The following is a 26,230-nucleotide window of genomic DNA, read 5'->3' on the forward strand; positions in this document are numbered from 1 at the left end:
CCGGGCCCCTACGTCCCGGCCGGGGGAAACCCCTCACTACAGGTCAGGGTGACCCCGGGACGAAGGACAGCATGCGGGCCTCACGCACGGGCTTGTGGTCCTCGTCGCCGCTCACGTGCGTCGGCGTCAGGATGAGCCGCCCGTCGACATAGGCATGGTGCCCCGAGAACATCTCGTACTCCCACGGGGCGGTCGCCGCCGGGTGCTTGACGACCTCCGTCTCCGTACCGGCGCCGTCCGGGCCCATGAGGTAGGTCCGGCCTGGCCGGGCCAAGGTGGTCGAATCGTAGGTGGCCGCCTCGTAGATGAGCATCGACTTGCCGTCCTCCGCGCGCAGCGGATACAGCAGGGGCATCGTCTCGGTCTTGATGCCCCACAGGAACTTCCCGGTCTTCACGTCGTACGCGCCGACCCGGTCCTGGCCGCCCAGCATGATGAGGCCCTTGCCGACTCCGGTGCCCCGGCAGGGCTGCATGTCCTCGCCGGCCCCGGCTCCGGCGCAATGCTCGAACCCCTTGTCCCGGGCGTCGAAGGTGACGCGGTGCTTGCCCTTGGGGTCCAGGACGGTGATGCGCCAGTCGTTCGCGCTGTCCTCGTTGTTGTAGACGGCGAAGACGACCGGGTCCATGGAGATCAGGGTGCCGAAGCTCCAGCCGGTCTTCATCCGGTAGCGCCACAGGACCTTGCCGGTCTTGGGATCGAGCTCGCGCACCTGGCCGTAGTTCTTGCTCCGGTCGACGGCGATCATGCAGTCGGAGCTCACCAGCAGCCGGGCACCGCCCCCCACCTTGTTCGGGACGCACTTGCCCTTGTTCTCGCGGGGGATCTCGTACAGCTTGCTCCCGTCGGCCATCCGGTAGGTGATGGCCACCATGTTCCGGGCGACGGACAGGACGTCGCCGCTGATGGCGCTGTAGACGATGAAGGTGTTGTCCCTGTCACCGGGCTCGTCGAGCTTCTTGGTCCACCCCTGCTTCCCGGTCTTCAGATCGATCATCTGCATCCGGTTGCACTGGTTGCCCCGCTCGTTGTCGGGCCGCTCGTTGTGGAACACCACGACCTTGCCGTCCGGCGTCGGGTTGGCCGGTGTCTCGCACACGGCGGAAGGCAGCGTCACGCTCCAGACCTCGGCGCCGTCCGACAGCCGGTAGGCGGTGACCTTCCGGTACAGGGCCTGGACGGCGGTGTCGCCGACGATCCACAGGTCGTGGACCTTGTTCGTCTGTTTCGGCAGGTCGGTCTGGTCATCGACGATCCACGCCGCCGCCTCTCCCTGCTTCCGCGCCGCCCCGACCTCCTGCGTCGTCGGTATGTGGCTCAGCTCCGGGCCGCCGGCCGCGGGGGTACGGGACGGGGACGCCGACCCGGTGGGGCCGGACGACTCCTTCGCCACGGGCTTCGCGGGCTCGTCCCGTCCCCAGTCGGTGAGGGCGTACACCCCTCCTGCCACGGCCACGAGCAGGAACGCGACGACCGCGGCGACGACCGGGGCCCCGCCGAACCGCCGACGGCGCGGCGGCGGTGGTGGCGGTGGCGTCGGCGGCCCGAACCCCTGCGGCGCGCCGCCCTGTGAGGCGTACGGATTACCGGGAACGGGCTGCTGCCGCGGGCCCGGGGTGTACCAGGGCTGCTGCGGGTCGGGCATGGTCTTCCCCCTGAGACGTGCCACTCGGCGCGAGAACTGCTCATCGGGCGCTGGTCACTGGTGGTGGACGCGCCGCGCACCGATCCAGTTCCCGCTCAACGGCCCGGGATCTCGCGACAGGTGACGCTGCGTCACCGCATCGGGGTGCTGTCACCGCAACGGGACGCCGTTCTCGTACGGGACCGCCCCCGCCCGGTCCTCAGCCCTGTTGCGCCACGTACTCCCGGGCCTGCCGCAGCGCCTCGGGGTGCAGCGCCTCCCCGGCGGCCAGCAGCGCGGGCAGCAGGGTGCGTTCGGTCGTGACGGCCCGGAACTGCAGGGCGGCGGTGACCTCGTGGTCCGGCCGGTGCACGATCTCGATCGGGTCCCCGGCGTGGACCGTCCCCGGCTCGATCACCCGCAGATACGCGCCGGTGACGCCCTGCTGGGTGAAGCGCCGGACCCATCCCGACTCCCCGAGGTGGTGGGCGAAGGTCCGGCACGGAATGCGTCCCGAGGTCACCTCCAGCACCAGATCCGCCCCCACCCGCCAGCGCTCGCCGATCCGCGCGCCGCTGACGTCGAGGCCCAGCGTCGTGAAGTTCTCGCCGAACATCCCGTTGGCCAGCGTCCGGCCGCCCAGCTCCCGCTCCCAGGCGTCCAGCTCCTCCCGGGCGAAGGCGTACACCGCCTGGTCGCTGCCGCCGTGATGGCGCAGGTCGCACACCGCGTCCCCGGCCAGCCCGCTGCCGCCGACGCCCTTGGGGCCGGGGTCGAGCACCTCGACCGGGCCCTCCACCGGTCGCTTGTCGATCCCGGTGAGGCCGTCCGGGCCGTTGGTCTGCGGGGAGGGGCCGGGGCGGCCGATATTCACGGTCAGCAGCTTCATACGGTCACGCTAATCCCTCCCGGCTCAAAGCCGCATGCGATTAATTCGCCTCGCATCCAAGAAGCTCTTATGGTGGAGGGGTGATCGAAGCCCGCCACCTCCGTGTCCTGCGCGCCGTGTCCACCACCGGCTCGTTCTCCGCCGCCGCCCGCGAACTCGGCTGCACCCAGCCCGCCGTCAGCCAGCAGATGAAGGCCCTGGAGTCCTCCGCGGGCACCACGCTGCTGATCCGCACCGGACGCGAGATGCGCCTCACCCAGGCCGGTGAGGCGCTGGTGCGGCACGCCTCCGGCATCCTCGCGGGGCTGACCGCCGCCGAGGAGGAAGTCGCCGCCATCGCCGGGCTGCGGGCCGGCCGGGTCCGGTTGGTCTCCTTCCCCAGCGGCAGCTCCACCCTGGTCCCGGGGGCGCTGGCCGCCCTGCGCGCCGAACACCCCGGGACCAGGGTGTCGCTCGTCGAGGCCGAGCCGCCGCGCTCGGTGGACCTGCTGCGCGAGGGCGACTGCGACATCGCGCTGGCGTTCCGTTACGGGGCGACCGGCGGCGAATGGGACGACCTGGTGGTCCGGCCGCTGCTCACCGACCGGCTGATCGGCCTGGTCCCGGAGGGGCACCGGCTGGCCGGGGCGTCGAGCGTGTCCATCGGCGAGCTGGCCGAGGAGTCCTGGATCGCCGGCTGCCCGCGCTGCCGCAAGCAGTTGGTCGAGGTCTGCGAGGAGTCCGGCTTCACCCCGCGCATCGACTTCGCCACCGACGACTACCCGGCGGTGATGGGCCTCGTCGGGGCCGGGCTCGGAGTGGCGGTGCTGCCGGAGCTGGCCGTCGAGTCGGTACGCCCCAAGGGGGCCAGGGCCGTGCCGGTCGAGCCCGCGATCGAGCGGGAGATCGTCGCCCTGACCCTGCCGGACCTGGCCCGGGTCCCGGCGGTGGCGGCCACCCTGGACCAACTGGCGCGGGCGGCCGCCCGGTGAGGTCGCACGGGGCCGCGGTGCCCGCCGGGGCCCCGCGGCCCACGGGCGGTGAGGGGTCCGGCCCCGCTGCGGCTGGTCGCGGGCCGGATGGCTGAAGGTGTTGGAGAAACGTTTCTGCGTTCAGGTGCGGCGTACGGGTGTCAGGTGGCGCCGGGGCCGTGGGCGGGGGCTCCGGAGGGCGCCGCGGTGATCAGCCGGGTTCTGGCCCGGCCCATCAGCTCTTCGCGCTCGTCCTCCGTCAGGCCGCCCCACACTCCGTAGGGCTCCCGTACGGCCAGGGCGTGCGCCGCGCACTCGGCCCGTACCGGGCAGCGCATGCACACCTCCTTCGCGGAGGTCTCGCGGGCGCTCCGCGCCGCGCCGCGCTCACCCTCCGGGTGGAAGAACAGGGAGCTGTCCACGCCTCGGCAGGCGGCGAGCAGCTGCCAGTCCCACAGGTCTGCGTTGGGTCCGGGAAGGCGGGAGAAATCTGCCATTGCTTGTCCCCTCGGAGCTGTGCTGCGTCGGAAGCGGCATCCTCGACCGTCTGTGATCGACGGCCTGCTGTGATCGGACCGTCTGTGATCGGTGTGACCGAAGTCTCGACCGTACATCTACGGTGCTAGTAGATGTAAATATGACTGATTGCGAATCTAGCCACAGACACCCTCAAAAGGGAAGAAATGGTGCCGAATAGGGCATGCCAACGAGTGAAGATTCGGTTGACGGGTGAATCACCCGCGCCGTTCTCCTCCGTATACGGCCCTTCACGTAGAGTGCCGAACCCGGCCGCCCGACCCGTAACTCTTTCGAGTGACCGTCGTTAAGGGAACGGATGCGGTTGACGGATATCCGGCTCGGGCACATGTCCGAGGGGGTCAACCGCACAGGTGACGACTTGTATCAGCCTGGAGGCTCAAGGTGACGCGCATCAGCTGCGGAGGACGGTCATGACATCCGTCCTCGTCTGCGACGACTCCCCGCTTGCCCGAGAAGCGCTCCGTCGCGCGGTGGCCACCGTGCCCGGCGTCGAGCGCGTGACGACGGCGGCCAACGGCGAGGAAGTCCTCCGCCGCTGGGGTGCCGATCGTTCGGATCTGATTCTGATGGACGTACGCATGCCCGGTCTGGGGGGTGTGGAGACGGTCCGGCGACTGCTCTCCGCCGACCCCGGGGCCCGGATCATCATGCTGACCGTCGCCGAGGACCTGGACGGCGTCGCACTCGCGGTCGCCGCCGGGGCCCGCGGCTATCTGCACAAGGACGCCTCGCGCGCCGAGCTGCGGGCCACCGTCACCCAGGCGCTGGCCGACCCGACGTGGCGGCTCGCCCCGCGCCGGCTGCGGTCCGCCGAGATGGGGGCGGCTCCCACGCTCACCGCGCGGGAGATCCAGGTGCTCGAAGGCATGAGCCACGGCCGCTCCAACGCGGAGATCGGCCGTGAGCTCTTCCTCTCCGAGGACACGGTCAAGACCCACGCCCGACGCCTGTTCAAGAAGCTCGGGGCCTCGGACCGCGCCCACGCGGTGGCCCTCGGATTCCGCTGGGGCCTGGTCCGCTGACGACCGGCCCGGGCCGCGCCCCGTCCGCAGACCGGCGGACGGGGTCACGGAGCGGGCCACCGGCTCCACACCCCGTATCCGGGCGCCCGATCGGCGGTGCCATGTGACGCTTCCCGGCCGATGACGCATCCTTGAGTCGTGGAGTTCCTCAGGAACGATTCGGTCGAGCGGAAGGGGAGGGCGCAGGACATGACATCCGGCGCACCCGCTCATAACGCTTCGGTGCACAACTCGGGACGCGGTGGAGCGGACCGGACGGCATCAGGGCACCATGGTCCGATGCGCGACGACGAAACCACGGTGATCGGTGCCCTCGTGCACCGGGCCGTCGACGGCGACGCGCAGGCCACCCATGATCTGCTGGCCCACGTCCACCCCCTCGCCCTGCGCTATTGCCGCTCCCGGCTGAGCCGTCTGCCTGGTGATGCTCGCCACTTCGTGGAGGACCTGGCGCAGGAGGTCTGCGTCGCGGTGCTGATGGCGCTGCCGCGCTACAAGGACACGGGCCGGCCCTTCGAGGCCTTCGTCTTCGCGATCGCCGGCCACAAGGTCGCCGACCTCCAGCGCGCCGCGATGCGCCACCCGGGATCGACCGCCGTGCCCTCCGACGAGATGCCGGAGCGGCCCGACGACTCTCTCGGCCCGGAGGAGCGCGCCCTGCTCAGCAGCGATGCGGCCTGGGCCAAGAAGCTCCTCGCCAACCTCCCGGAGAACCAGCGCGAGCTGCTGGTCCTGCGGGTCGCGGTCGGGCTGACCGCGGAGGAGACCGGCCAGATGCTCGGGATGTCCCCGGGCGCGGTCCGGGTCGCCCAGCACCGCGCGCTCAGCAGGCTCCGGGCGCTCGCCGAGCAGTAGAGAGACCCGCGAAGGTCCCCGTCGGCGTCGCTGTAGGAAGCTACAGAACAGCCAAGTGATCTTGGTCGTGGAATGAGACACCCGTGGAGCCCGTTAGCATGGACATCCGCACCGATCAAGGCCATTTGGGGAAGGTGTCATGACTGCAAACGTCGACGGAGTGCCCGAGAAGTTCGCGACGCTCGGGCTGACCTACGACGACGTGCTGCTGTTGCCCGGCGCGTCCGAGGTCCTGCCCAACGCGGTCGACACCTCGTCGCTCATCTCGCGCAACGTACGGGTGAACATCCCCCTGCTGTCCGCCGCCATGGACAAGGTGACCGAGGCCCGGATGGCGATCGCCATGGCCCGTCAGGGCGGCGTCGGCGTGCTGCACCGCAATCTCTCGGTCGAGGACCAGGTCAACCAGGTCGACCTGGTCAAGCGGTCCGAGTCCGGCATGGTCACCGACCCGATCACCGTGCACCCCGACGCCACGCTCGGCGAGGCGGACGCGCTCTGCGCGAAGTTCCGCATCAGCGGCGTGCCGGTCACGGACCCGGCGGGCAAGCTCCTCGGCATCGTCACCAACCGCGACATGGCCTTCGAGTCGGACCGCTCGCGCCAGGTGCGCGAGGTCATGACGCCGATGCCGCTCGTCACCGGGCGCGTCGGGATCTCCGGCGTGGAGGCCATGGAGCTGCTGCGCCGCCACAAGATCGAGAAGCTGCCGCTCGTCGACGAGGCCGGCATCCTCAAGGGCCTCATCACGGTCAAGGACTTCAAGAAGGCCGAGCAGTACCCCAACGCCGCCAAGGACGCCGAAGGCCGTCTGCTGGTCGGCGCGGCCGTCGGCGCCAGCCCCGAGGCGCTGGACCGCGCCCAGGCGCTCGCGTCCGCCGGGGTCGACTTCCTGATCGTCGACACCTCGCACGGACACAACAGCAACGCCCTCGACTGGATGGCGAAGATCAAGTCGAGCGTCGGCGTGGACGTCATCGGCGGCAACGTCGCCACCCGCGACGGCGCCCAGGCGCTCATCGACGCCGGTGTCGACGGCGTGAAGGTCGGCGTCGGACCCGGCTCGATCTGTACGACCCGGGTGGTCGCCGGTATCGGCGTCCCGCAGGTCACCGCGATCTACGAGGCCGCGCTCGCCGCCCGTGCCGCGGGTGTCCCGGTCATCGGCGACGGCGGTCTGCAGTACAGCGGCGACATCGGCAAGGCGCTGGCCGCCGGCGCGGACAGCGTGATGCTCGGCAGCCTGCTGGCGGGCTGCGAGGAGTCCCCGGGCGAGCTGATGTTCATCAACGGCAAGCAGTTCAAGTCGTACCGCGGCATGGGCTCGCTGGGCGCGATGCAGTCCCGCGGACAGGGCCGGTCGTACAGCAAGGACCGCTACTTCCAGGCCGAGGTCTCCTCCGACGACAAGCTCGTCCCCGAGGGCATCGAGGGCCAGGTGCCCTACCGGGGCCCGCTGGCCAACGTCCTCCACCAGCTCGTCGGCGGCCTGCGCCAGACCATGGGCTACGTCGGCGCCGCGTCCGTCGACCAGATGGAGAGCAAGGGCCGCTTCGTGCGGATCACCTCGGCGGGTCTCAAGGAGAGCCACCCGCACGACATCCAGATGACGGTGGAAGCACCGAACTACAGCCGGAAGTAACACAGGGGCGCGTGGCTGAGGGGCGGACCGGAGTTCCCGGTACCGCCCCTCAGGTGCGTGTCGGGGATACTGGTCAGCGCAGACGTAGAGGGAAAGGCCACACATCGTGACTGAGATCGAGATCGGGCGCGGCAAGCGCGGCCGCCGGGCTTACGCATTCGACGACATCGCCGTCGTTCCGAGCCGCCGCACCCGGGACCCGAAGGAGGTCTCGATCGCCTGGCAGATCGACGCCTACCGCTTCGAGCTGCCGTTCCTGGCCGCTCCCATGGACTCCGTGGTCTCCCCGCAGCACGCCATCCGGATCGGCGAGCTCGGCGGCCTGGGCGTGCTGAACCTGGAAGGCCTCTGGACCCGGCACGCCGACCCGCAGCCGCTGCTGGACGAGATCGCCGAGATGCCGGTCGAGTCCGCGACCCGCCGGCTCCAGGAGATCTACTCCGCCCCCATCCAGGAGGAGCTGATCGGGCAGCGCATCAAGGAGGTGCGCGACTCCGGCGTCGTCACCGCCGCGGCGCTCTCCCCGCAGCGCACCGCCCAGTTCTCCAAGGCGGTCGTCGACGCGGGCGTCGACATCTTCGTCATCCGCGGTACGACGGTCTCCGCCGAGCACGTCTCGGGCGCGGCCGAACCGCTGAACCTGAAGCAGTTCATCTACGAGCTGGACGTCCCGGTCATCGTCGGCGGCTGCGCCACGTACACCGCCGCCCTGCACCTCATGCGGACCGGCGCGGCCGGTGTCCTCGTCGGCTTCGGCGGCGGCGCCGCGCACACCACGCGCAACGTCTTCGGCATCCAGGTCCCGATGGCCACCGCCGTCGCGGACGTGGCCGGGGCCCGCCGCGACTACATGGACGAGTCCGGCGGCCGGTACGTGCACGTCATCGCCGACGGCGGCGTCGGCTGGTCCGGCGACCTGCCGAAGGCCATCGCCTGCGGTGCGGACGCCGTGATGATGGGCTCCCCGCTGGCCCGCGCGACGGACGCGCCGGGCCGGGGCCGCCACTGGGGCATGGAGGCCGTCCATGAGGACGTGCCGCGCGGCAAGCTGGTCGACCTCGGCCCGGTCGGGACGACGGAGGAGGTCCTCACCGGTCCTTCGCACACCCCGGACGGCTCGATGAACATCTTCGGCGCCCTGCGCCGTGCGATGGCCACCACCGGCTACAGCGACCTCAAGGAGTTCCAGCGCGTCGAGGTGACGGTGGCGGACTCGCAGCACCGCCGCTGACCGCCCGCAGGTACAGGTATGCGGAAGGGCCCGGACCGTGACGGTCCGGGCCCTTCCGCGTGGTCCTGCGGGGTGTCAGCCGGCCTTCTTGGCGCCACCGACGGCGGCGACCGCGGCGAAGAGGAAGAAGAGGTAGGTCATGAAGTTGGAATCCTCCGACCAAGCCTTCGTCACGGAGTCGAGGTGGTCGCCGATGACCTCGGAGAAGGGGATCTGCGCCAGGTCGGAGAGCACCATCGAGATGCCGATGATCTGGCCGAGGTAGACGGCGCCGACGGAGAAGAGGGCCGACGCCGCGATGACCGCCGGGTTGGCGCCGCCGACCTTGCTCGCCGCGAAGCCGACGAGGAAGCCGACGCCGACCGCCGCGTAGCCGACCTCGCGCTCGATGGAGCCCGCGATCACGCCGTACAGGATGCCCGCGACCAGCGCCGCGCCGAGGGCGACCAGCACGCCGAGCAGGATGTTGTTACGGGCCGGGGGCGCCGGGGCGAAGGGCGCGCCGCCGCCGAACGGGGCGCTCTGGCCGGGCTGCTGGCCCGCGAACGGGTTGCCGGTCGGGGCCGGAGGCTGCTGGCCGTACGGGTTGCCGGTGGGCGCCGGGGGCTGCTGGCCGTACGGGTTGCCGGTCGGGGCGGCGGGGGTGGGCTGGCCCGGCTGGCCGGCGTACGGGTTGCCGTCGGCGGGCTGGCCGCCGTAGGGCTGCTGGGGCTGGTTCGGCGGCTGCACGGGCTGACTCACGGTGGGGCTCCCCCTGGGACGGCTGCACGCGACTGTGCGAGGCACGCACGGCTGTGCGCTCTGTGACGCCGCAGGGTAGCAGGACGTTACGTGATCGGTCACCGACAATCTTTCGACGGACCGTCACGTCCCGGGGGCGGTGCCCGTCAGAGCCGGTGCGCGGCCCCCGCCGGGGTGGCCCCCCGGGTGTCCAGGAGCAGTTGGGCCTTGACCGCGAGGCCCTGGAGGTCGTAGGTGCGGTGCTGCTGGAGCAGTACGGTCAGGTCGGCCGCGGCCGCCGCCTCGTACAGCGAGTCGGCGCGCGGGACGGGGCGTTCGCGCACCCGCCAGTCCAGGACGTGCGGGTCGTGGTAGCCGATCTGGGCGCCCATGTCCATCAGCCGGGTGGCGATCTCCCGGGCGGGGGCGGCCTCCTGGTCGGCGCTGTCCGGTTTGTAGGTGACGCCGAGCAGTAGGACGCGCGCGCCCCGGACGGACTTGCCGTGCTCGTTCAGGAGGGTGGCGCAGCGCTGGATGACGTAACTGGGCATCCGGTCGTTGATCTCCTGCGCCAGCGAGACCATCCGCAGCGGGTGTCCGGGGGTGCGGGTGCTGTGGGGCGGGAAGCCCGGGTCCACCGGGACGCCGTGGCCGCCGACGCCGGGGCCCGGGCGGAAGGGCTGGAAGCCGAACGGCTTGGTCTCGGCGCACCGGATGACGTCCCAGAGGTCGACGCCGAGGTCGTGGCAGAGCACCGCCATCTCGTTGACCAGGGCGATGTTGACGTGCCGGAAGTTGGTCTCCAGGACCTTCGTCATCTCCGCCTCGCGCGGTCCGCGGGCCCGGACGACCTTGTCGGTGAGCCGTCCGTAGAAGGCGGCGGCCGACTCGGTGCAGGCGGGGGTGAGGCCGCCGATGACCTTGGGGGTGGAGGCGTAGGTGTGGGTGCGGTTGCCGGGGTCGAGCCGGCTCGGCGAGCAGGCGAGGTGGAAGTCGCGTCCGGCGACCAGCCCCGAGCCCTCTTCGAGGAGGGGGCGCAGGAAGGTCTCGGTGGTGCCGGGCGGCACGGCGGACTCCAGCAGCACGGTGGTGTGCGGGCGCAGCCGGGCGGCCAGTGCTCGGGCGGCGTCGCCGAGGGCGGTGAGGTCGATGGTGCGGTCGGGGCCGAGCGGGGTGGGGGAGCAGATCACGGCGGTGCGGACCCGGCCCAGCTCGGCGGCGTCGGTGGTGGGTCGGAAGCCGCCGGAGAGCATCCGGCGGACCTCGGACGCGGTGAGCGTGCCCTCGACGGGGCTGCGGCCCGCTCTGAGCTCCGCGTAGGGGCGTGGGTCGGGGTCGTAGCCGACGGTGGCGATTCCGGCGGTCACGGCGGCCCGGGCGAGGGGCAGGCCGAGGTGACCGAGTCCGATGACGGCGAGGTCTGCGGGCATACAGGAAGACCCCCTAAGTGCGGAGAGCGAAGATCGCAACTGCTGTGGACAGCGCAATGTCAGACTAGGCGTAAATATGACCTATATGTCGCATTGCGTGGCTCCGGTCGCCCGGGTGTTGTCCACAGGCGGTGGCTGAACTCGGGGAGCGCGGACAGAATCGAGGGGTGGACACGGGCGGCCGGCCCCTCGGCCGGGTGGCACTCCCGTGTCCGACCACCCCGATCCACCGGGAGGCAGCAGTGAGGACAGCGACACTGGGACCCGCCGAGCGCACCGTCGCGCTCGCCGCCATGGCCGAGCGCGAACTGGACGTGCTGGTCGTGGGGGCGGGCGTGGTCGGCGCGGGCACGGCGCTGGACGCCGCCACCAGGGGCCTGACGACCGGACTGGTCGAGGCGCGCGACTGGGCGTCCGGCACATCGAGCAGGTCGAGCAAGCTGATCCACGGCGGCCTGCGCTATCTGGAGATGCTCGACTTCGCCCTGGTCAGGGAGGCCCTCAAGGAGCGCGGCCTGCTCCTGGAACGGCTCGCCCCGCACCTGGTGAAGCCCGTGCCCTTCCTCTACCCCCTGCAGCACAAGGGCTGGGAACGGCTCTACGCCGGCTCCGGCGTCGCGCTGTACGACGCGATGTCGGTCTCCTCCGGCCACGGCCGGGGCCTCCCCGTCCACCGGCACCTCTCCCGCAAGCACGCCCTGCGGGTCGCCCCCGCACTGAAGAAGGACGCCCTGGTCGGCGCCCTCCAGTACTACGACGCCCAGATGGACGACGCCCGCTTCGTCACCGACCTGGTGCGCACCGCCGCCTCCTACGGCGCCCAGGTGGCGAACCAGGCCCGTGTCGTCGGCTTCCTCCGCGAGGGCGAACGCGTCGTGGGCGCGCTCGTACGGGACGTCGAGAGCGGCGAGGAGTACGAGGTCCGGGCCAAGCAGGTGGTCAACGCGACCGGCGTGTGGACCGACGACACCCAGGGGCTCATCGGCGAGCGCGGGCAGTTCCACGTCCGGGCCTCCAAGGGCATCCACCTGGTCGTCCCCAAGGACCGCATCCACTCCTCGACCGGCCTCATCCTGCGCACCGAGAAGTCCGTCCTCTTCGTCATCCCCTGGGGCCGGCACTGGATCATCGGTACCACGGACACCGACTGGGACCTGGACAAGGCCCACCCGGCCGCCTCCAGTGCCGATATCGACTATCTGCTCCAGCACGTCAACTCCGTCCTCAACACCCCGCTGACCAGGGACGACGTCCAGGGCGTCTACGCCGGACTGCGACCGCTGCTGGCCGGCGAGTCGGACGCCACCAGCAAGCTGTCGCGCGAGCACACCGTCGCCCACCCCGCCCCCGGCCTGGTCGTCGTGGCGGGCGGCAAGTACACGACGTACCGGGTCATGGCCAAGGACGCGGTCGACGAGGCGGTCCACGGACTCGACCAGCGGGTCGCCGCCTGCGTCACCGAGGACACTCCGCTGCTGGGCGCCGAGGGCTACAAGGCCCTGTGGAACGCGCGCGCCCGGATCGCGTCCCGGACCGGACTCCATGTCGCCCGGGTGGAGCATCTGCTCAACCGGTACGGCTCAATGACCGAGGAAATTCTGGAACTGATCCTCGCCGACCCCACCCTGGGCGAACCCCTGCCCGCCGCCGACGACTATCTCCGCGCCGAGATCGTCTACGCGGCCTCCCACGAGGGCGCCCGCCACCTGGACGACGTGCTGACCCGGCGCACCCGGATCTCCATCGAGACCTTCGACCGGGGCACCCGCAGTGCCCGCCTCTGCGCGGAGCTGATGGCGCCGGTGCTGGGCTGGGACGAGGGCCGGGTCGACCGGGAGGTCGAGCACTACGAGAAGCGGGTGGAGGCCGAGCGCGAGTCGCAGCGGCAGCCCGACGACCTCACGGCGGACGCGGCCCGGCTCGGCGCACCGGACATCGTGCCGATCTAGAGCCGGTCGGCCCGCGTTCACCCGGGCGACCACCGCCCGTCAGGTCCGGGCCAGTTGAGCGGAACGGGCCCGGTTCCGGGGCGGTGGCCGCCCGGTCGGCGCTGGACGGGAAGGCCGGGTTGGTAGGAGGCTGTGGGGGCTTCCCTCTTCGGGCCCCAGTACGGCGGACCCCGGACCCGGCACCAGGACCGGTCCCGGGGTGAGGGACAATGAACGCTCTGCCAGGGCGGGTTGATCGCAGAGGGGACGCATGTCGGAGGCGGAGCAGGCACGAGAGCCCCAACGGGACAAGAACGGTCGTCTCCTCGCGGGGCGCTACCGGCTCGGTGAGGTGCTCGGCCGGGGCGGCATGGGTACGGTCTGGCGCGCCGACGACGAGACGCTCGGCCGCACGGTCGCGGTCAAGGAACTGCGGTTCCCCTCGGCGATCGACGAGGACGAGAAGCGCCGGCTGATCACGCGCACCCTGCGTGAGGCCAAGGCGATCGCACGGATCCGCAACAACAGCGCGGTGACCGTCTACGACGTGGTCGACGAGGACGACCGCCCGTGGATCGTCATGGAACTGATCGAGGGCAAGTCGCTCGCCGAAGCCATTCGCGAGGACGGCACGCTGACGCCCCGGCGGGCCGCCGAGGTCGGGCTCGCCATCCTCGACGTGCTGCGCTCGGCGCACCGCGAGGGCATCCTGCACCGCGACGTGAAGCCGTCCAACGTGCTGATCGCCGAGGACGGGCGCGTCGTGCTCACCGACTTCGGCATCGCCCAGGTCGAGGGCGACCCGTCCGTCACCTCCACCGGCATGCTCGTCGGCGCCCCCTCGTACATCTCGCCGGAGCGGGCGCGCGGTCACAAGCCGGGCCCGCCCGCCGACCTGTGGTCGCTCGGCGGACTGCTGTACGCGAGCGTCGAGGGCTGCCCGCCGTACGACAAGGGCTCGGCCATCGCCACCCTGACGGCCGTGATGACCGAACCGCTCGACCCGCCGAAGAACGCCGGTCCGCTCACCGAGGTCATCTACGGGCTGCTCGCCCGGGACCCCGAACAGCGTCTCGACGACGCCGGGGCGCGGGCGTTGCTCAACGACGTCATCAACGCCCCCGACGTTCCCGTGCCGGCCCCCGCGGACTCCACCCAGATCATGGCGCTGCCGCCCGCGCCCGCGGACCCCCTCGTCAAGAGGGCGCCGAAGCAGCCCAAGGCCCCGAAGCCGCCGAAGCCGCCGAAGCCGTCCACCGGCTCGGGCGAGAGCGGCGAGGGCGCCCGCGACCGGCTGCGCGGAGCCCTGCGCTCCGTGCGCAACGCGAAGACCCCGGCCGCCGCGGCGGGAGCGGGAGCGGCCGCGGCCTCGGCGAGCTCTCCGGCCGCCGCCACGGGCTCGCCCGTCGCCCCGCCCAAGCCTCCGTCGCCCCCCGGGACGCCCGCCCCGGGCGCGAAGTCCGGAGCGGCCACGGCGTCCGCCCCGGCGGCCCCGTCGTCTGCGAAGGGAGCCGTCGCCGCCCCCGCGGCCCCGGTCGGGGCCCCGAAGCCCGCGACGACGGCGAGTGCTTCCGTACCCGGGCAGCGCCCGCCGTCCTCGGCCGCGTCCACGCGTGCCTCGATCACCGACGTGGTGCCCCGCCGCACCCTCGCGATCATCGCGGCCGTCGTCGCGCTGGCCATCCTCGGCACGGTCCTTGCCCTCACCCTCGGCGGCGACGACCCGGACAAGGGCAAGGGCGACACCGCCGCCTCGGCCGGAGCCTCGGCGGGCGGCGCCGACGACAAGGGCGACGACACGGGCGGCGGTTCGGCCGGCGAGAAGGGCGACGGCCAGAAGGAGGGCCAGGGCACGGACGACGGCCGGGCCTCCGATGACCCGTCCGGCGACGCCGACGACCCGAAGTCCGACGACCCCGATGACGACGGAGACGACGAGCCGGGCGAGGGCGACTCCCTGCCCGCCGGCTACAAGAACGTCACCGACACCCGGTTCCACTTCTCCATGGCGATGCCCGGGAACTTCATGCGCACGGCCATCGCGGGCGCCAACTCCGGCGGCATCTACAACGCCGGGCAGGGCACCTTCCCCCGGGTCCAGGTCGACTTCAACAGCTCGCCCAAGGACGACGCGGCGGCCGCCTGGCGCGGGGCCGTCGCGAGCGCCAAGGTCCTCAGCGACGGCTACAAGCACGGCAGCATAAAGAAGGTCGAGTACAACGGCTATCCGACCGTCGCGGACTGGACGTTCGAGCGCAACCACAACGGCGTCCGGGTCCGGGTGCTCAACCGCGGCTTCAAGGTCGACGCCAAGCGCGGCTACTCGATCATGATCAGCTGCAAGGTCGACGAGTGGGACGGCGACGCGTGCCGGACGCTGCGCGAAACGGCGTTCGCCACGTTCACGCCCACCGACTGACCGGCGGGCACGCCCACGGGCAGTACGCCTGTGAACCGGCGGGAGTGAAACGTTTGTGCGGGCCGGGTTGGCACGACCCGGCCCGCCCGCCCGCGTTGCCACGTATCGTAAGAGGCCGGAGACCGTACGCAGCCGGAACGGCGGGTCAATTGCCCGCCGAATGACCGTAACTGACGGATACGTGCGCCTCTGACGGCCGGGGGAACAGCGCGCTCTGGGGAGGCGTCGTGGACGACTACGCGGGTCGGGTGCTTGCCGACCGCTACCGCCTTCCGCTGCCCCCGTCCGACGGGTACGAACTGGCCGAGACCCGGGCGTTCGACACCTACAGCGGCCAGGAGGTCCTGGTCCGCCAGGTGCCGTTGCCGGAGATCGTGGACGCGGAGGTGCTCGACGCCGACGGGCAGTCCTCGATGTCCGGACGTACCACCGGGCGAGCGGTCCGCCGCAGTACGGACCCCGCGGTCCGGCGGGCGATCGAGGCCGCGCAGGCCGCCGCCCAGGTGCCCGACCACCCCCGGCTCGACCAGGTCTTCGACGTGTTCGCCGAAGCGGGTTCGCTCTGGATAGTCAGCGAGCTCGTCGCCGCCCGCCCGCTCGCCGCCCTCCTCGCGGAACGCCCCCTCAACCCCTACCGGGCCGCCGAGATCGGATCCGACGTGCTCACCGCCCTGCGGGTGCTGCACGCCCACGGCTGGACCCACCGCAACATCACCGTGCGCACGGTCCTGGTGTGCGACGACGGCCGCGTCATGCTCACCGGCCTCGCGGCGGGCGCCGCCGAGGAGGCGCTCTGCGGATACGCCCCCGAACCGCGCCCCGACGCCGATCCGGTGGCCGCCCCCGCGACGTACGGCATCCCGGCCGTCGAGCCCGCCCCGCCGAGGGAGCTCGGCGGCGCGTTCCCGCTCCCGCCGGCCGGCCGCGACGAGGAGTACGCGGCAGTCGAGGAGTACGCGGCAGTCGAGGGCTACGCGGGCGGCGAGGAGTACGCCGAGGTCCAGGAGTACGCGGACGTCCAGGAGCCCGTCGGCCACGACAGCCGCGAGGGCCGCGAGTTTCCCGTTCCGCCGCTGCCGCAGGGGTACGCGCCGCGTCAGGACGACGAACGGTACGACCTCCCGCCGGGCCGCGAGGCCGACCCCGTCCCGGGGCAGCGGGTCGAGGGCCAGGAGATCGTCCCGCGCCCCGCCGCCCCCGCCGTCCCGTACACCGCCGTACCGCCGCCCGCCGAGCCGGGCGCCGCGAGCGCCGCCCAGTTGCGGGCCGCCCGCGCCGGAGCCATCGCCGCCTACCGCGCGGGCGCACGGGCTGCAGCCCGGGTCACCGAGGACCGGCAGCAGGCCGACCGCGCCCCGGCCGACCTCACGAAGCCACCGGCGGACCTCACGAAGTCACCGGCGGAAGGGCACGAAGCCACCCCGGCCGTCCCAGCCGCCCCGGCCATCGGAACCACCGGAACCGAAACGCGCCCGGACGCCATCGGAACCGAACCGCGCCCGGACGCCGCCGCAACCGCCGGAACCGCCGCATCCGAAACGGGCGCAGCCACCACAGGCGCCTCCGACCTCACCGACGCCGGCACCGGCGTCCTCCCCCTCCAGCGTCCGGCCCCCGACGCCCCCCTCGCCCCCCGGCTCACCGCCCCCTGGGGCAGCCCCGCCGAGGACCCCTACGACGACGAGGACGACGAGGACGAGGACGACGGCCCCCGACCGCCCGGCCGCCGCGTCCACCTCGCGGGGACCTGGGACGACGGGCCCGGTGCGGGGCGGCCCGTCTCCGCGGGCGGCTCCGGCGAGGACGCGCTGCGCGCCGACTCCCGGCGGCCCGGCCCGCCGCTCCCCGCGCCCAAGCAGCTCGCCCGCACCGCGCCGCCCCCGGACGGCCGGGCCGCCTCCCGGGCCTGGGAGGACGCCGTCGCGGGCGGCGGCGAAGGAGTCGTCTACCGCGGCCCCACCACCCCGCTCGCCGCCGAACGCGCCCGCCAGGCACGGATCGCCGTCGTCGGAGCCGTCACCGAGCGCTGGGCCCCCGAGCAGGCGGGCCCGGTCCACGACAACTGGCAGCTCGCGCCCCCGATCGGCCCCTCCACCGACCTGTGGGCGCTCGGCGCGCTGCTCTACCGCGCCGTCCAGGGCCACGCCCCCTACCCCGAGGAGAACGCGGCCGAGCTCGTCCAGATGGTGTGCGGCGAGCCGCCCGCCTTCGCGGAGGAGTGCGGCCCGCTGCGGCCGGTTGTCGAGTCGCTGCTGCGCCAGGACCCGACCGAGCGGCCGGACTTCGAGGAGCTGCGCGGCTGGCTGCGCTCGCTGGTGCGCTCCGCGCCGGAGCCGGAGGCGGGCACCGACGTCGTCACGCTGCCCGCGCCCGACGCCACCCGGCTCCCCGTCGTACGCCGCAGGGGCGAGCTGGTCCGCCGGCGCCGGGGCCGTTTCGGCGGCGGCGCGGCGCACGGCAGGCACCGCCAGGGGAAGCGTCAGCAGCCGCCGAAGCAGCGCGGCGGCGGCAAGCGGCGGGACCGGCAAGAGTCGTTGCTGCCGCCCGACCGGTCCGTGCGGATGCCCGTCGAGTCCTGGGAGGAGGAGCGCCCGGCCCGTGCGCCGCGTGCGCCCAAGGGCCCCCGGGTGCTGCGGGAACCGCCGCGCCGGGGCGAGGGGTCGTCCTCCCCGCGCAGCCTGGGCCGGCTGCTGCTCATCCTCATCCTGCTCCTGATGGCCGCCGCCGTCGCGTACGCGGTGATGTTCCTGCCGAAGCAGGAGGAGGGCAAGGACAGCGGAGCACCGGTGGCGCCCACCGGTTCCGCCGCACCGCCCGCCGCCTCGGGGGAGCCCGAGCCGTCCGCCTCGCCGGACGGGTCCGCCGACCCCGGCTCCCAGCAGCCGCAGACCAGCCGGTCGGCCGTCGCGCTCGCCTCCGGCTACGCGCTCCGCAAGGACGCGGAGGGCTTCGAGGTCGGCGTACCGAAGGACTGGCAGCGCAGTCCCGCCAACGCGGACCGTCAGATCCGGTACGGCAGCGACGGGTTCACCCTGCTCGTGGTGCCCGGCCGGGACACGGTGAAGGCGGGTGGCAGCGATCCGCTGGACTACCAGCGGGACAAGGAGCCCGAGCTCCAGCCGTTCCGGGACTCCAGTTGGTCCTCCTCGTCCGGGCTGCGCCGGGTCGACGTCGGCCGGCAGGCCATGGCCGAGGGGCAGTTCACCTGGCAGGAGAGCGGCGGGCGCGAGGTGTACGTCCGCAATCTCGCCATGATCGTCGACGGCAGGTATCACGTCATCCAGGTCATCGGGCCCGAGAGCGACCGGGACAAGGTCACCGAGATCTACGAGCAGGCCATCGCCTCGTACCGCGTCAACGCCTGACCCTCCGGTCCCGTGCGGGCCTGACCGCACGTCATCGCCACCACACCGCCAGGGGCGTTGTGCGGTGTCGACAACCATCACAGTGCGGTCTCGTGGGCGATCCCCGGTTCCGCCTCCCCGTTCCGCCTCCGTAATCTGGCAAGCCGAGGAACGGGGCGGGGACATCACGTGGATCGATCACAGGGCACGGACGCGGGACTGGTGCTGGCGGGGCGCTACCGGCTGGGCGACGTCCTCGGCCGGGGCGGCATGGGCAAGGTCTGGCGCGCCCACGACGAAGTGCTGCACCGCACCGTCGCCGTCAAGGAGTTGACCGCCGGACTGTACGTCGCCGAGGCCGACCGGCTCGTCCTGCACGCCCGGACGCAGAAGGAGGCACGGGCGGCGGCACGCATCACGCACCCCGGCGTCGTCACCGTCCACGACGTGATCGAGTACGACCACCGCCCCTGGATCGTCATGCAGTACGTCGACGGGCCCTCGCTCGCCGACGCCGCCAAGGAGAGCGGCGAGGTCGCCCCGCGCGAGGCGGCCCGCATCGGGCTGCACGTGCTGAGCGCCCTGCGCGCCGCCCACAGCGCCGGGGTGCTGCACCGCGACGTCAAGCCCGGCAACGTCCTGCTGGCGCGCGACGGGCAGGTGCTGCTGACCGACTTCGGGATCGCCGCGATCGAGGGCGACTCCACCATCACCCGTACCGGGGAACTGGTCGGCTCCATCGACTACCTGGCCCCGGAGCGGGTACGCGGCGGCGACCCGGGACCGGCCTCCGACCTCTGGTCGCTGGGCGCGACGCTGTACACGGCCGTCGAGGGGACCTCCCCGTTCCGGCGTACGTCCCCGATCTCGACCATGCAGGCCGTCGTCACCGATGAGCCGCCCGCCCCGGTCAACGCCGGTCCGCTCGGCGCCGTGATCACCGCGCTGCTCCGCAAGGACCCGGCCGACCGGCCCACGGCCGCCGAGACCGAGCAGATGCTGCTGGACGCCATGGAGGGCCGCGAACCCCGTGCCGCCCAGGCGCATGTGCCGACGCAGCGCCTTCCCGAGGACGCCCGGTATGCCTACCCGGACGGGAACGGCCCCGGCGGGGCGAACGGCTCCCGCGCCTCCGACGGCCACGACGGCGCCACCGCCCGGCTGCCCGGAACGGCCCCCGCCACGACAGCCCAGCCTGCCCACGGCCCCTCCGCCCCCGGCCCGTCCGCCCCCGGCCCGGACGGCGTCGCCCCGGACCACGCGAACCCGGTCACCGGCCCCGCCTCCGCCCCGGTGACCCGGCGTGCCGGATCCCGGTGGCGCACGGTGCTCGTCGTGGTCGTAGCCGCCGCCGTCCTCGGGGGCGCGGGCGGGCTGTTCGCGATGAAGTACGGGGACGGCTCGGACGACCCCGCCGGATCGAACGGCGGTAGCGCCGCGGGCAGCACGCCGTCCGCGACACCGACCACCCCGGACGCCACCGCCCCCGCGCAGGGGATACCGGAGATACCCGACGGCTGGCACCGGGTCGAGGACCCGGCGGGGTTCAGCCTGGTCGTGCCGAAGGACTGGACACGGCAGTACGAGAACGGCCAGATCGACTACACACCGGACGGCGGGGCCCACCGGATCCGCATCAGCGTCGACCCGGACCCGGACTTCGACCATCCGTATCTGCACCTGCAGAACATGGAGGAGCAGCTCTCCGAGCGGCTGCCGGGTTACCAGCGGATCGGGATGGAGAAGAACACCTTCCGCGACCGGCCGGGCGCCCTCTGGGAGTTCACCTGGAACGAGACCAAGGACCACCCGGGACCCCGGCACGGGATCGACCAGATGTACTACGGCGGTCCCGGCGGCCCCGAGTACGCGCTGTATCTGACCGCCCCGCAGGAGGGCTGGGAGGACAGCCGGGAGAAGTTCGCCATCATGCTGCGCAGTTGGAGCGCCCCGAAGACGTGAGCGCGAGCGCCCCGAAGACGTGACCGCGAGCGTCCGATGCCCCGCCCGGGTTGCTGTACGGTCACGGCTCCGCATCCGGTGACCGCCCCCGGTGGTGCCGGGCCCGACGCGTGAACCAGGATGAGGCGCATGACAGATCACGGGGGACGGGCGAACGAGCCCACCAGCTACGGACTCCAGCCGCCGACCGCACCGCACGCGCTGGGCGGCTCCGGCGCACCGCACCCCGGGCCCCCGGCGCACATCCCCTCCCCGACCGTCCCCTCCAGCGCCCCCGACAGCGCCGCGAACCGGCTGATCGGCGGCCGCTACCGGCTGCTCTCCCGGCTCGGGCACGGCGGGATGGGCACGGTGTGGCGGGCCCACGACGAGGTCGTCGACCGCGAGGTGGCCGTCAAGGAACCGCGCGTACCGGAACACCTCGGCGAGCGCGAGCACAGCACCGTGCACCAGCGCATGCAGCGCGAGGCGCGGGCCGCCGCCCGGATCGACCACCCCGCCGTCGTCACCGTCCACGACGTGGCCGTCGAGGACGGCAAGCCGTGGATCGTGATGGAGCTGGTGCGCGGCCCGTCGCTCGGCGACCGCCTCCAGGAAGGCACCTTGGACCCCCGCGAGGCGGCCAGGATCGGTCTCGCGGTCCTCGACGCGCTGATGGCCGCCCACGCGATCGGCATCCTGCACCGGGACGTCAAGCCGGACAACGTCATGCTCGGCACCGGCGACCGGGTCGTCCTCACCGACTTCGGGATCGCCCAGGTCGAGGGCGAGCAGCAGCTCACCGAGACCGGCGCGTTCGTCGGCTCGCCCGAGTACATCTCGCCGGAGCGGGTCCTCGGGCAGCGCCCCGGACCGGAGTCGGACCTGTGGTCGCTGGGCGTCGTCCTGTACGCGGCGGTCGAGGGGATGTCCCCGTACCGCCGCTCGCACACCCCGGCCACCCTCCAGGCCGTGCTGTCCGCCGAGCCGCAGGTGCCCGCCCGGGGCACGGGCGCGTTCGGCACGCTCGTCATGCAGCTGCTCCGCAAGGACCCCGCCGCGCGCCCGCCGGCCGCCGAGGTCCGCCGGACGCTCCAGCAGCTGGCCGCCCCGACCCCGGCGCGGGTGACCTCCGTGTACGGGGCGGCCGCCGCGGGCGGTGGCGGCGGCAGCAAGTGGGTGCCGCCGGTGCTGCACCGCAACCGTGTCGCCCAGTTCGCGCTCGGCGGCGGGGCGCTGGCGGTGGTGGTCGCGCTCGTGCTGGTCCTGCTGAACCCGTTCGCGGGCGACGGACCGCCCGAGAGCTGGCAGATCCGGCCGGAGAACGAGGTCCTGTCGGCGGACGTGGCCGTGCCGGAGGAGTACAAGCGGGTCCAGGACGACGACGGCGAACTGGTCTGGTACGCGGACCCCAGCGGCATCTTCGAGATCGACTTCTGGCGCCGCGCCCCGAAGAACGACGTCGACGGCATGGACGACAACCCCGGCGCCGACCCGGCGGCCCGCAAGACGTACTACGAGAAGGGCGGGTCGGACACCACCCAGATGGAGGACGCCTCCGTCACGTACAAGGACGTCACGCACCAGGGGCGCCCGGCGGTCGAGATGAACACCGAGTACACCCCCTACGCCTCCTCCGACGACGACCCGGTGCGCTACCGCTTCCGGGAGCTGCTGATCCCCGGCGAGAAGAAGAGCGACCCGTACTGGCACGTGCGGGTGCGGATGCCCGCGAAGGGGCAGGCCGCGAAGGACGGCGACGCGATCTTCACCGAAGTCACCGAAGGGCTGAAGATCCACGCTTCCTGAGGGCACCGGGAAATCCGGGTTCCGGAGCGTTCCCGGGCGTCGCGCGCCGGCCGCCGCCGGGCGGTCGGCCGCATAGCCACTGATCAGCGGTTATGCCGCCAGCGATCACTGGCTCGTTCGAGGAGGGTGTCGGGCAGGGGTGGCGGGTCCTGTGAAAAACTGTTACCCACGGGTACCCAAAGGCTGCGGCTGGACATACTCTCGGCCTCATGACGGACTCGCAGGCCCCTGACGCCCCTCTCGGTACGAACCCCGTGGCGGTCGCCCCCGCCGGTGTGCGCACCGCCGCCGACGTGGTCACCCCCGAGGTGATCGCCCAGCTGACCCGTGGCGTCGTCGGGTCGGGCCGCACCGCCAACCACACCCCCTTCAGCGGGGAGAAGCTGGCCGACCTGCCCGAGTCCACGCCCGAGGACGTCGCCACCGCCTTCGACCGGGCCCGCGCGGCCCAGCCCGTCTGGGCCGCCGTCCCCGTGCGGCAGCGGGCCGCCGTCCTGCTGCGCTTCCACGACCTCGTCCTGAGCCGCCAGTCCGAGGTCCTCGACCTCATCCAGCTGGAGACCGGCAAGGCCCGTCTGCACGCCCACGAGGAGGTGCAGGCCGTCGCCGTCGCCGCCCGCCACTACGGGCGCAAGGCCGCCTCCTACCTCAAGCCCCGCCGCCACACCGGTGTCGTCCCGACCCTCACCAAGGTCACCGAACTGCGCCAGCCGCGCGGCGTCGTCGGCCAGATCGCCCCCTGGAACTACCCGCTCGAACTCTCCGTCGGCGACGCGCTGCCCGCGTTCGTCTCCGGCAACGCCGTCGTGATGAAGCCCGACACGGAGACCGCGCTCACCGCCCTGTGGGCCCGCGACCTGCTCATCGAGGCGGGACTGCCCGCCGAGGTCTTCCAGGTCGTCCTCGGTGAGGGCCCCGTCGTCGGCCCCGAGGTCGTCGGCCGCGCCGACTACGTCTCCTTCACCGGCTCCACCCGCACCGGCCGCGAGGTCGCCGTCGGCGCGGCGAACCGCCTGGTCGGCGTCTCGCTGGAGCTCGGCGGCAAGAACGCCATGCTCGTCCTCAAGGACGCCGACGTGGAGAAGGCCGCCGCCGGAGCCGTCCGCGCCTGCTTCTCCTCCGCCGGGCAGCTCTGCATCTCCATCGAGCGGCTGTACGTCCACGAGTCGATCGCCGACGACTTCGTCCAGCGGTTCGCCACCCGGACGAAGGCCATGCGGCTCGGCAACGCCCTCGCGTACGGGGCTGACATGGGCTCCCTCGTCGGCGAACGCCAGCTGGAGACCGTCACCCAGCACGTCGACGAGGCCGTCGAGAAGGGCGCGACCCTCGTCGCCGGCGGCGTCGCCCGCCCCGACATCGGCCCGCTCTTCTACGAGCCGACCATCCTCGACGGCGTCGAAGCGCCGATGTCCGTCTGCACCGAGGAGACCTTCGGGCCGGTCGTCGCCATCTACCGCTTCAGCGACGAGGACGAGGTGATCGCGCTGGCCAACGCCACCCCGTACGGCCTCAACTCCAGCGTCTGGACCACCGACTCCCGGCGCGGCCACCAGGTCGCCGCCCGGCTGCGCACCGGCACCGTCAACATCAACGAGGGGTACGCCCCCGCCTACGGCAGCGTCCAGTCCCCGATGGGCGGCATGAAGGAGTCCGGCCTCGGCCGGCGGCACGGCTCCGAGGGCATCCTCAAGTACACCGAGGCCCAGACCGTCGCCCAGCAGCGGCTGATCCCGCTCGCGCCCGCCTTCGGGATGGACGACGAGAAGTACGCCGCGTTCATGACCCGCAGCCTCAAGGCGATGAAGGCGTTCCGGCTGCGCTGAGACAGCACAGCACGTCCTTTTCGTACTGATTCCGTTCCGAGGAGTGCCATGTCCCAGGACAGCCCTGCCCAGAAACAGGCCGTGAGCCAGGCTCCGGCGATCCCTGTTCCGGCCGAGGACGACGCCGCGTACGACTACGACGTCCTGGTCGTCGGCTCGGGCTTCGGGGGCGCGGTGTCGGCGCTCCGGCTCACCGAGAAGGGCTACCGCGTCGGGATCCTGGAGGCGGGCCGCCGCTTCACCCCCGGCACGCTCCCCAAGACCTCCTGGGACCTGAAGAACTACCTGTGGGCCCCGGCGCTGGGCCTCTTCGGCATCCAGCGCGTCCACCTCCTCGGCAATGTCATGGTGCTCGCCGGGGCCGGGGTCGGCGGCGGCTCGCTCAACTACGCCAACACGCTGTACGTGCCGCCCGCCCCGTTCTTCGAGGACCGCCAGTGGGCCTCGATCACCGACTGGCAGGACGAGCTCAAGCCGTATTACGACCAGGCCCGCCGGATGCTCGGGGTCCGCCTCAACCCGACCATGACCCCCTCCGACATCCACCTCAAGTCCGCCGCCGAGGCCATGGGCGTCGGCGACACCTTCCATCTGGCCCCGGTCGGCGTCTTCTTCGGCGACGGCAGGGACGCCGACGGCACCGCGAAGGCCAAGCCCGGCTCCACCGTCCCTGACCCGTACTTCGGCGGCGCGGGCCCCGCCCGCAAGGCCTGCACGGAGTGCGGCGAGTGCATGACGGGCTGCCGGCACGGCGCGAAGAACACCCTCAACGAGAACTACCTCCACCTCGCCGAGAAGGCCGGAGCGGCCATCCACCCGATGACCTCCGTCGTCGGGATCACCGACGACCCCGAGGGCGGCTACCGGGTCCTCACCGTCCCCACCGACCGCCGCCGCAAGGCGAAGCCGACGAAGCTGCGGGCCCGGAAGGTCGTCGTCGCGGCGGGCACGTACGGCACCCAGACCCTGCTGCACACCATGAAGGACCGGGGCCTGCTGCCCCGGCTCTCGACCCGGCTCGGCGAGCTGACCCGTACCAACTCCGAGGCGCTGGTGGGCTCCCAGACCAGCGACCGCCGCTACCGCAAGAAGCACGGCATCGCGAAGGCCGACTTCTCGCAGGGCGTCGCGATCACCTCCTCGATCCACCCCGACGACAACACCCACATCGAGCCCGTCCGCTACGGCAAGGGCTCCAACGCCATGGGCGCGATGTCGATCCTCCAGGTCCCCTACGGGGCCCACCGGGTGCGCGGCTGGCTCGCCAACATGATCAAGCACCCCACCCTCGCCGTCCGTTCGCTCTCCAACCACCACTGGTCCGAGCGCACCATCATCGGCCTGGTCATGCAGTCGCTGGACAACTCCCTGACCACGTACCGCAAGCAGGGCGGCATCGGGAAGGGCCTGCTCACCGCCCGCCAGGGCCACGGCGCGCCCAACCCGACCCAGATACCCGAGGCCACCCGCAGCGCCACGCTGCTCGCCGAGGAGATCAACGGCTTCGCCGGGTCCAACGTCGGCGAGCTGATGGGCACCCCGCTCACCGCCCACTTCCTCGGCGGCTGCCCGATCGGCGCGAGCGCGCAGGAGGGCGTCATCGACCCGTACCACCGCCTCTACGGCCACCCCGGCATCAGCGTCGTCGACGGCTCCGCGGTCTCCGCCAACCTCGGCGTCAACCCCTCGCTGACCATCACCGCCCAGGCCGAGCGCGCCATGTCGCTGTGGCCCAACAAGGGCGAGGCGGACCCGCGCCCGGAGCAGGACGCGGCCTACGAGCGGCTCACCCCCGTCGAGCCGCTCGCGCCCGCCGTGCCGAAGGAGGCGTTCGGCGCGCTGAAGCTGCCGTTCCTGGGCCTGCCCGTGGTGCCGCCGAAGGGGACGGCGGAGGCCGGTGCGGACGTGAAGGGCGTCGGGAACACCCCCGTACCCAACCCGTGATCCGTACCCAATCCGTGATCTTGGCGAGGGCAACTGTTCGGGGAGCTGCGCGGTCGAACCCGTACCGCGACAACTGTCACAGCAGCCACACAGCTCCTGCCGAGTCCCCGAGGTCC

Annotated in this window: 17 protein-coding genes; 12 read left to right on the forward strand and 5 right to left on the reverse strand. The window is 72.5% G+C overall.

Features of this window, described 5'->3' with window-relative positions:
- Positions 1-43 precede the first annotated feature (43 nt).
- A complete protein-coding gene (locus ACIQPT_RS10335) occupies positions 44-1,645 on the reverse strand; it encodes a PQQ-binding-like beta-propeller repeat protein (protein ID WP_401154569.1) in 1,602 nt (533 codons plus the stop codon).
- Positions 1,646-1,844: 199 nt separating this feature from the next.
- Positions 1,845-2,513 carry an MOSC domain-containing protein gene (locus tag ACIQPT_RS10340; protein WP_401154571.1) on the reverse strand — a complete coding sequence of 223 codons (669 nt, stop codon included), beginning with the start codon at positions 2,511-2,513 and terminating at the stop codon, positions 1,845-1,847.
- An 80-nt stretch (positions 2,514-2,593) separates the two neighbouring features.
- Between ACIQPT_RS10340 and ACIQPT_RS10345 the strand changes: the two genes are divergently transcribed.
- Positions 2,594-3,484 carry a LysR family transcriptional regulator gene (locus tag ACIQPT_RS10345; RefSeq protein ID WP_401154573.1) on the forward strand — a complete coding sequence of 297 codons (891 nt, stop codon included), beginning with the start codon at positions 2,594-2,596 and terminating at the stop codon, positions 3,482-3,484.
- Positions 3,485-3,624: 140 nt separating this feature from the next.
- Here the strand turns inward: ACIQPT_RS10345 and ACIQPT_RS10350 are convergent, their stop codons facing one another.
- Complete coding sequence (locus ACIQPT_RS10350; RefSeq protein WP_401154574.1) at positions 3,625-3,960, reverse strand: WhiB family transcriptional regulator; 336 nt, start codon at positions 3,958-3,960, stop codon at positions 3,625-3,627.
- Positions 3,961-4,413: 453 nt separating this feature from the next.
- Between ACIQPT_RS10350 and ACIQPT_RS10355 the strand changes: the two genes are divergently transcribed.
- From ACIQPT_RS10355 to ACIQPT_RS10370, 4 genes are all read left to right on the forward strand, one after another.
- On the forward strand, positions 4,414-5,025 hold the full coding sequence (locus ACIQPT_RS10355) for a response regulator transcription factor (protein ID WP_003948568.1): 612 nt from the start codon (positions 4,414-4,416) through the stop codon (positions 5,023-5,025).
- Between the two features lie 279 nt (positions 5,026-5,304).
- Positions 5,305-5,880 (forward strand): sigma-70 family RNA polymerase sigma factor, encoded by a 576-nt coding sequence (locus ACIQPT_RS10360; protein WP_030579717.1) that lies wholly within the window; start codon positions 5,305-5,307, stop codon positions 5,878-5,880.
- Positions 5,881-6,019: 139 nt separating this feature from the next.
- On the forward strand, positions 6,020-7,522 hold the full coding sequence (gene guaB, locus ACIQPT_RS10365; RefSeq protein WP_097870357.1) for an IMP dehydrogenase: 1,503 nt from the start codon (positions 6,020-6,022) through the stop codon (positions 7,520-7,522).
- 106 nt (positions 7,523-7,628) lie between these two features.
- Positions 7,629-8,753, forward strand: coding sequence for a GuaB3 family IMP dehydrogenase-related protein (locus tag ACIQPT_RS10370; RefSeq protein WP_137232429.1), 1,125 nt, complete (start codon positions 7,629-7,631; stop codon positions 8,751-8,753).
- 75 nt (positions 8,754-8,828) lie between these two features.
- Here the strand turns inward: ACIQPT_RS10370 and ACIQPT_RS10375 are convergent, their stop codons facing one another.
- Positions 8,829-9,494: a hypothetical protein gene (locus ACIQPT_RS10375; protein ID WP_401154577.1), complete on the reverse strand. Its 666-nt coding sequence runs from the start codon at positions 9,492-9,494 to the stop codon at positions 8,829-8,831.
- Positions 9,495-9,640: 146 nt separating this feature from the next.
- Positions 9,641-10,903, reverse strand: coding sequence for a nucleotide sugar dehydrogenase (locus ACIQPT_RS10380; RefSeq protein ID WP_401154578.1), 1,263 nt, complete (start codon positions 10,901-10,903; stop codon positions 9,641-9,643).
- Between the two features lie 242 nt (positions 10,904-11,145).
- On the opposite strand from ACIQPT_RS10380, the gene ACIQPT_RS10385 reads away from it, so the two are divergent.
- The 7 genes from ACIQPT_RS10385 (at position 11,146) to ACIQPT_RS10415 (ending at position 26,114) form a co-directional block, all read left to right on the forward strand.
- Positions 11,146-12,852 (forward strand): glycerol-3-phosphate dehydrogenase/oxidase, encoded by a 1,707-nt coding sequence (locus tag ACIQPT_RS10385; protein ID WP_401154580.1) that lies wholly within the window; start codon positions 11,146-11,148, stop codon positions 12,850-12,852.
- Positions 12,853-13,102: 250 nt separating this feature from the next.
- On the forward strand, positions 13,103-15,250 hold the full coding sequence (locus tag ACIQPT_RS10390) for a serine/threonine-protein kinase (RefSeq protein ID WP_401154582.1): 2,148 nt from the start codon (positions 13,103-13,105) through the stop codon (positions 15,248-15,250).
- A gap of 227 nt (positions 15,251-15,477) precedes the next feature.
- A complete protein-coding gene (locus ACIQPT_RS10395) occupies positions 15,478-18,615 on the forward strand; it encodes a protein kinase (RefSeq protein ID WP_401154584.1) in 3,138 nt (1,045 codons plus the stop codon).
- Positions 18,616-18,783: 168 nt separating this feature from the next.
- On the forward strand, positions 18,784-20,556 hold the full coding sequence (locus tag ACIQPT_RS10400; RefSeq protein ID WP_401154586.1) for a protein kinase: 1,773 nt from the start codon (positions 18,784-18,786) through the stop codon (positions 20,554-20,556).
- A gap of 129 nt (positions 20,557-20,685) precedes the next feature.
- Positions 20,686-22,344, forward strand: coding sequence for a serine/threonine-protein kinase (locus ACIQPT_RS10405; protein WP_401154588.1), 1,659 nt, complete (start codon positions 20,686-20,688; stop codon positions 22,342-22,344).
- A gap of 209 nt (positions 22,345-22,553) precedes the next feature.
- The gene (locus ACIQPT_RS10410; RefSeq protein ID WP_401154590.1) at positions 22,554-24,170 is read left to right on the forward strand and encodes a succinic semialdehyde dehydrogenase; all 1,617 of its coding nucleotides are present in this window, start codon (positions 22,554-22,556) and stop codon (positions 24,168-24,170) included.
- A 48-nt stretch (positions 24,171-24,218) separates the two neighbouring features.
- The gene (locus ACIQPT_RS10415) at positions 24,219-26,114 is read left to right on the forward strand and encodes a GMC oxidoreductase (protein ID WP_401154592.1); all 1,896 of its coding nucleotides are present in this window, start codon (positions 24,219-24,221) and stop codon (positions 26,112-26,114) included.
- Positions 26,115-26,230: the final 116 nt, after the last annotated feature.

This window comes from Streptomyces sp. NPDC091289 (genome assembly GCF_044757365.1).
Taxonomy (GTDB): domain Bacteria; phylum Actinomycetota; class Actinomycetes; order Streptomycetales; family Streptomycetaceae; genus Streptomyces.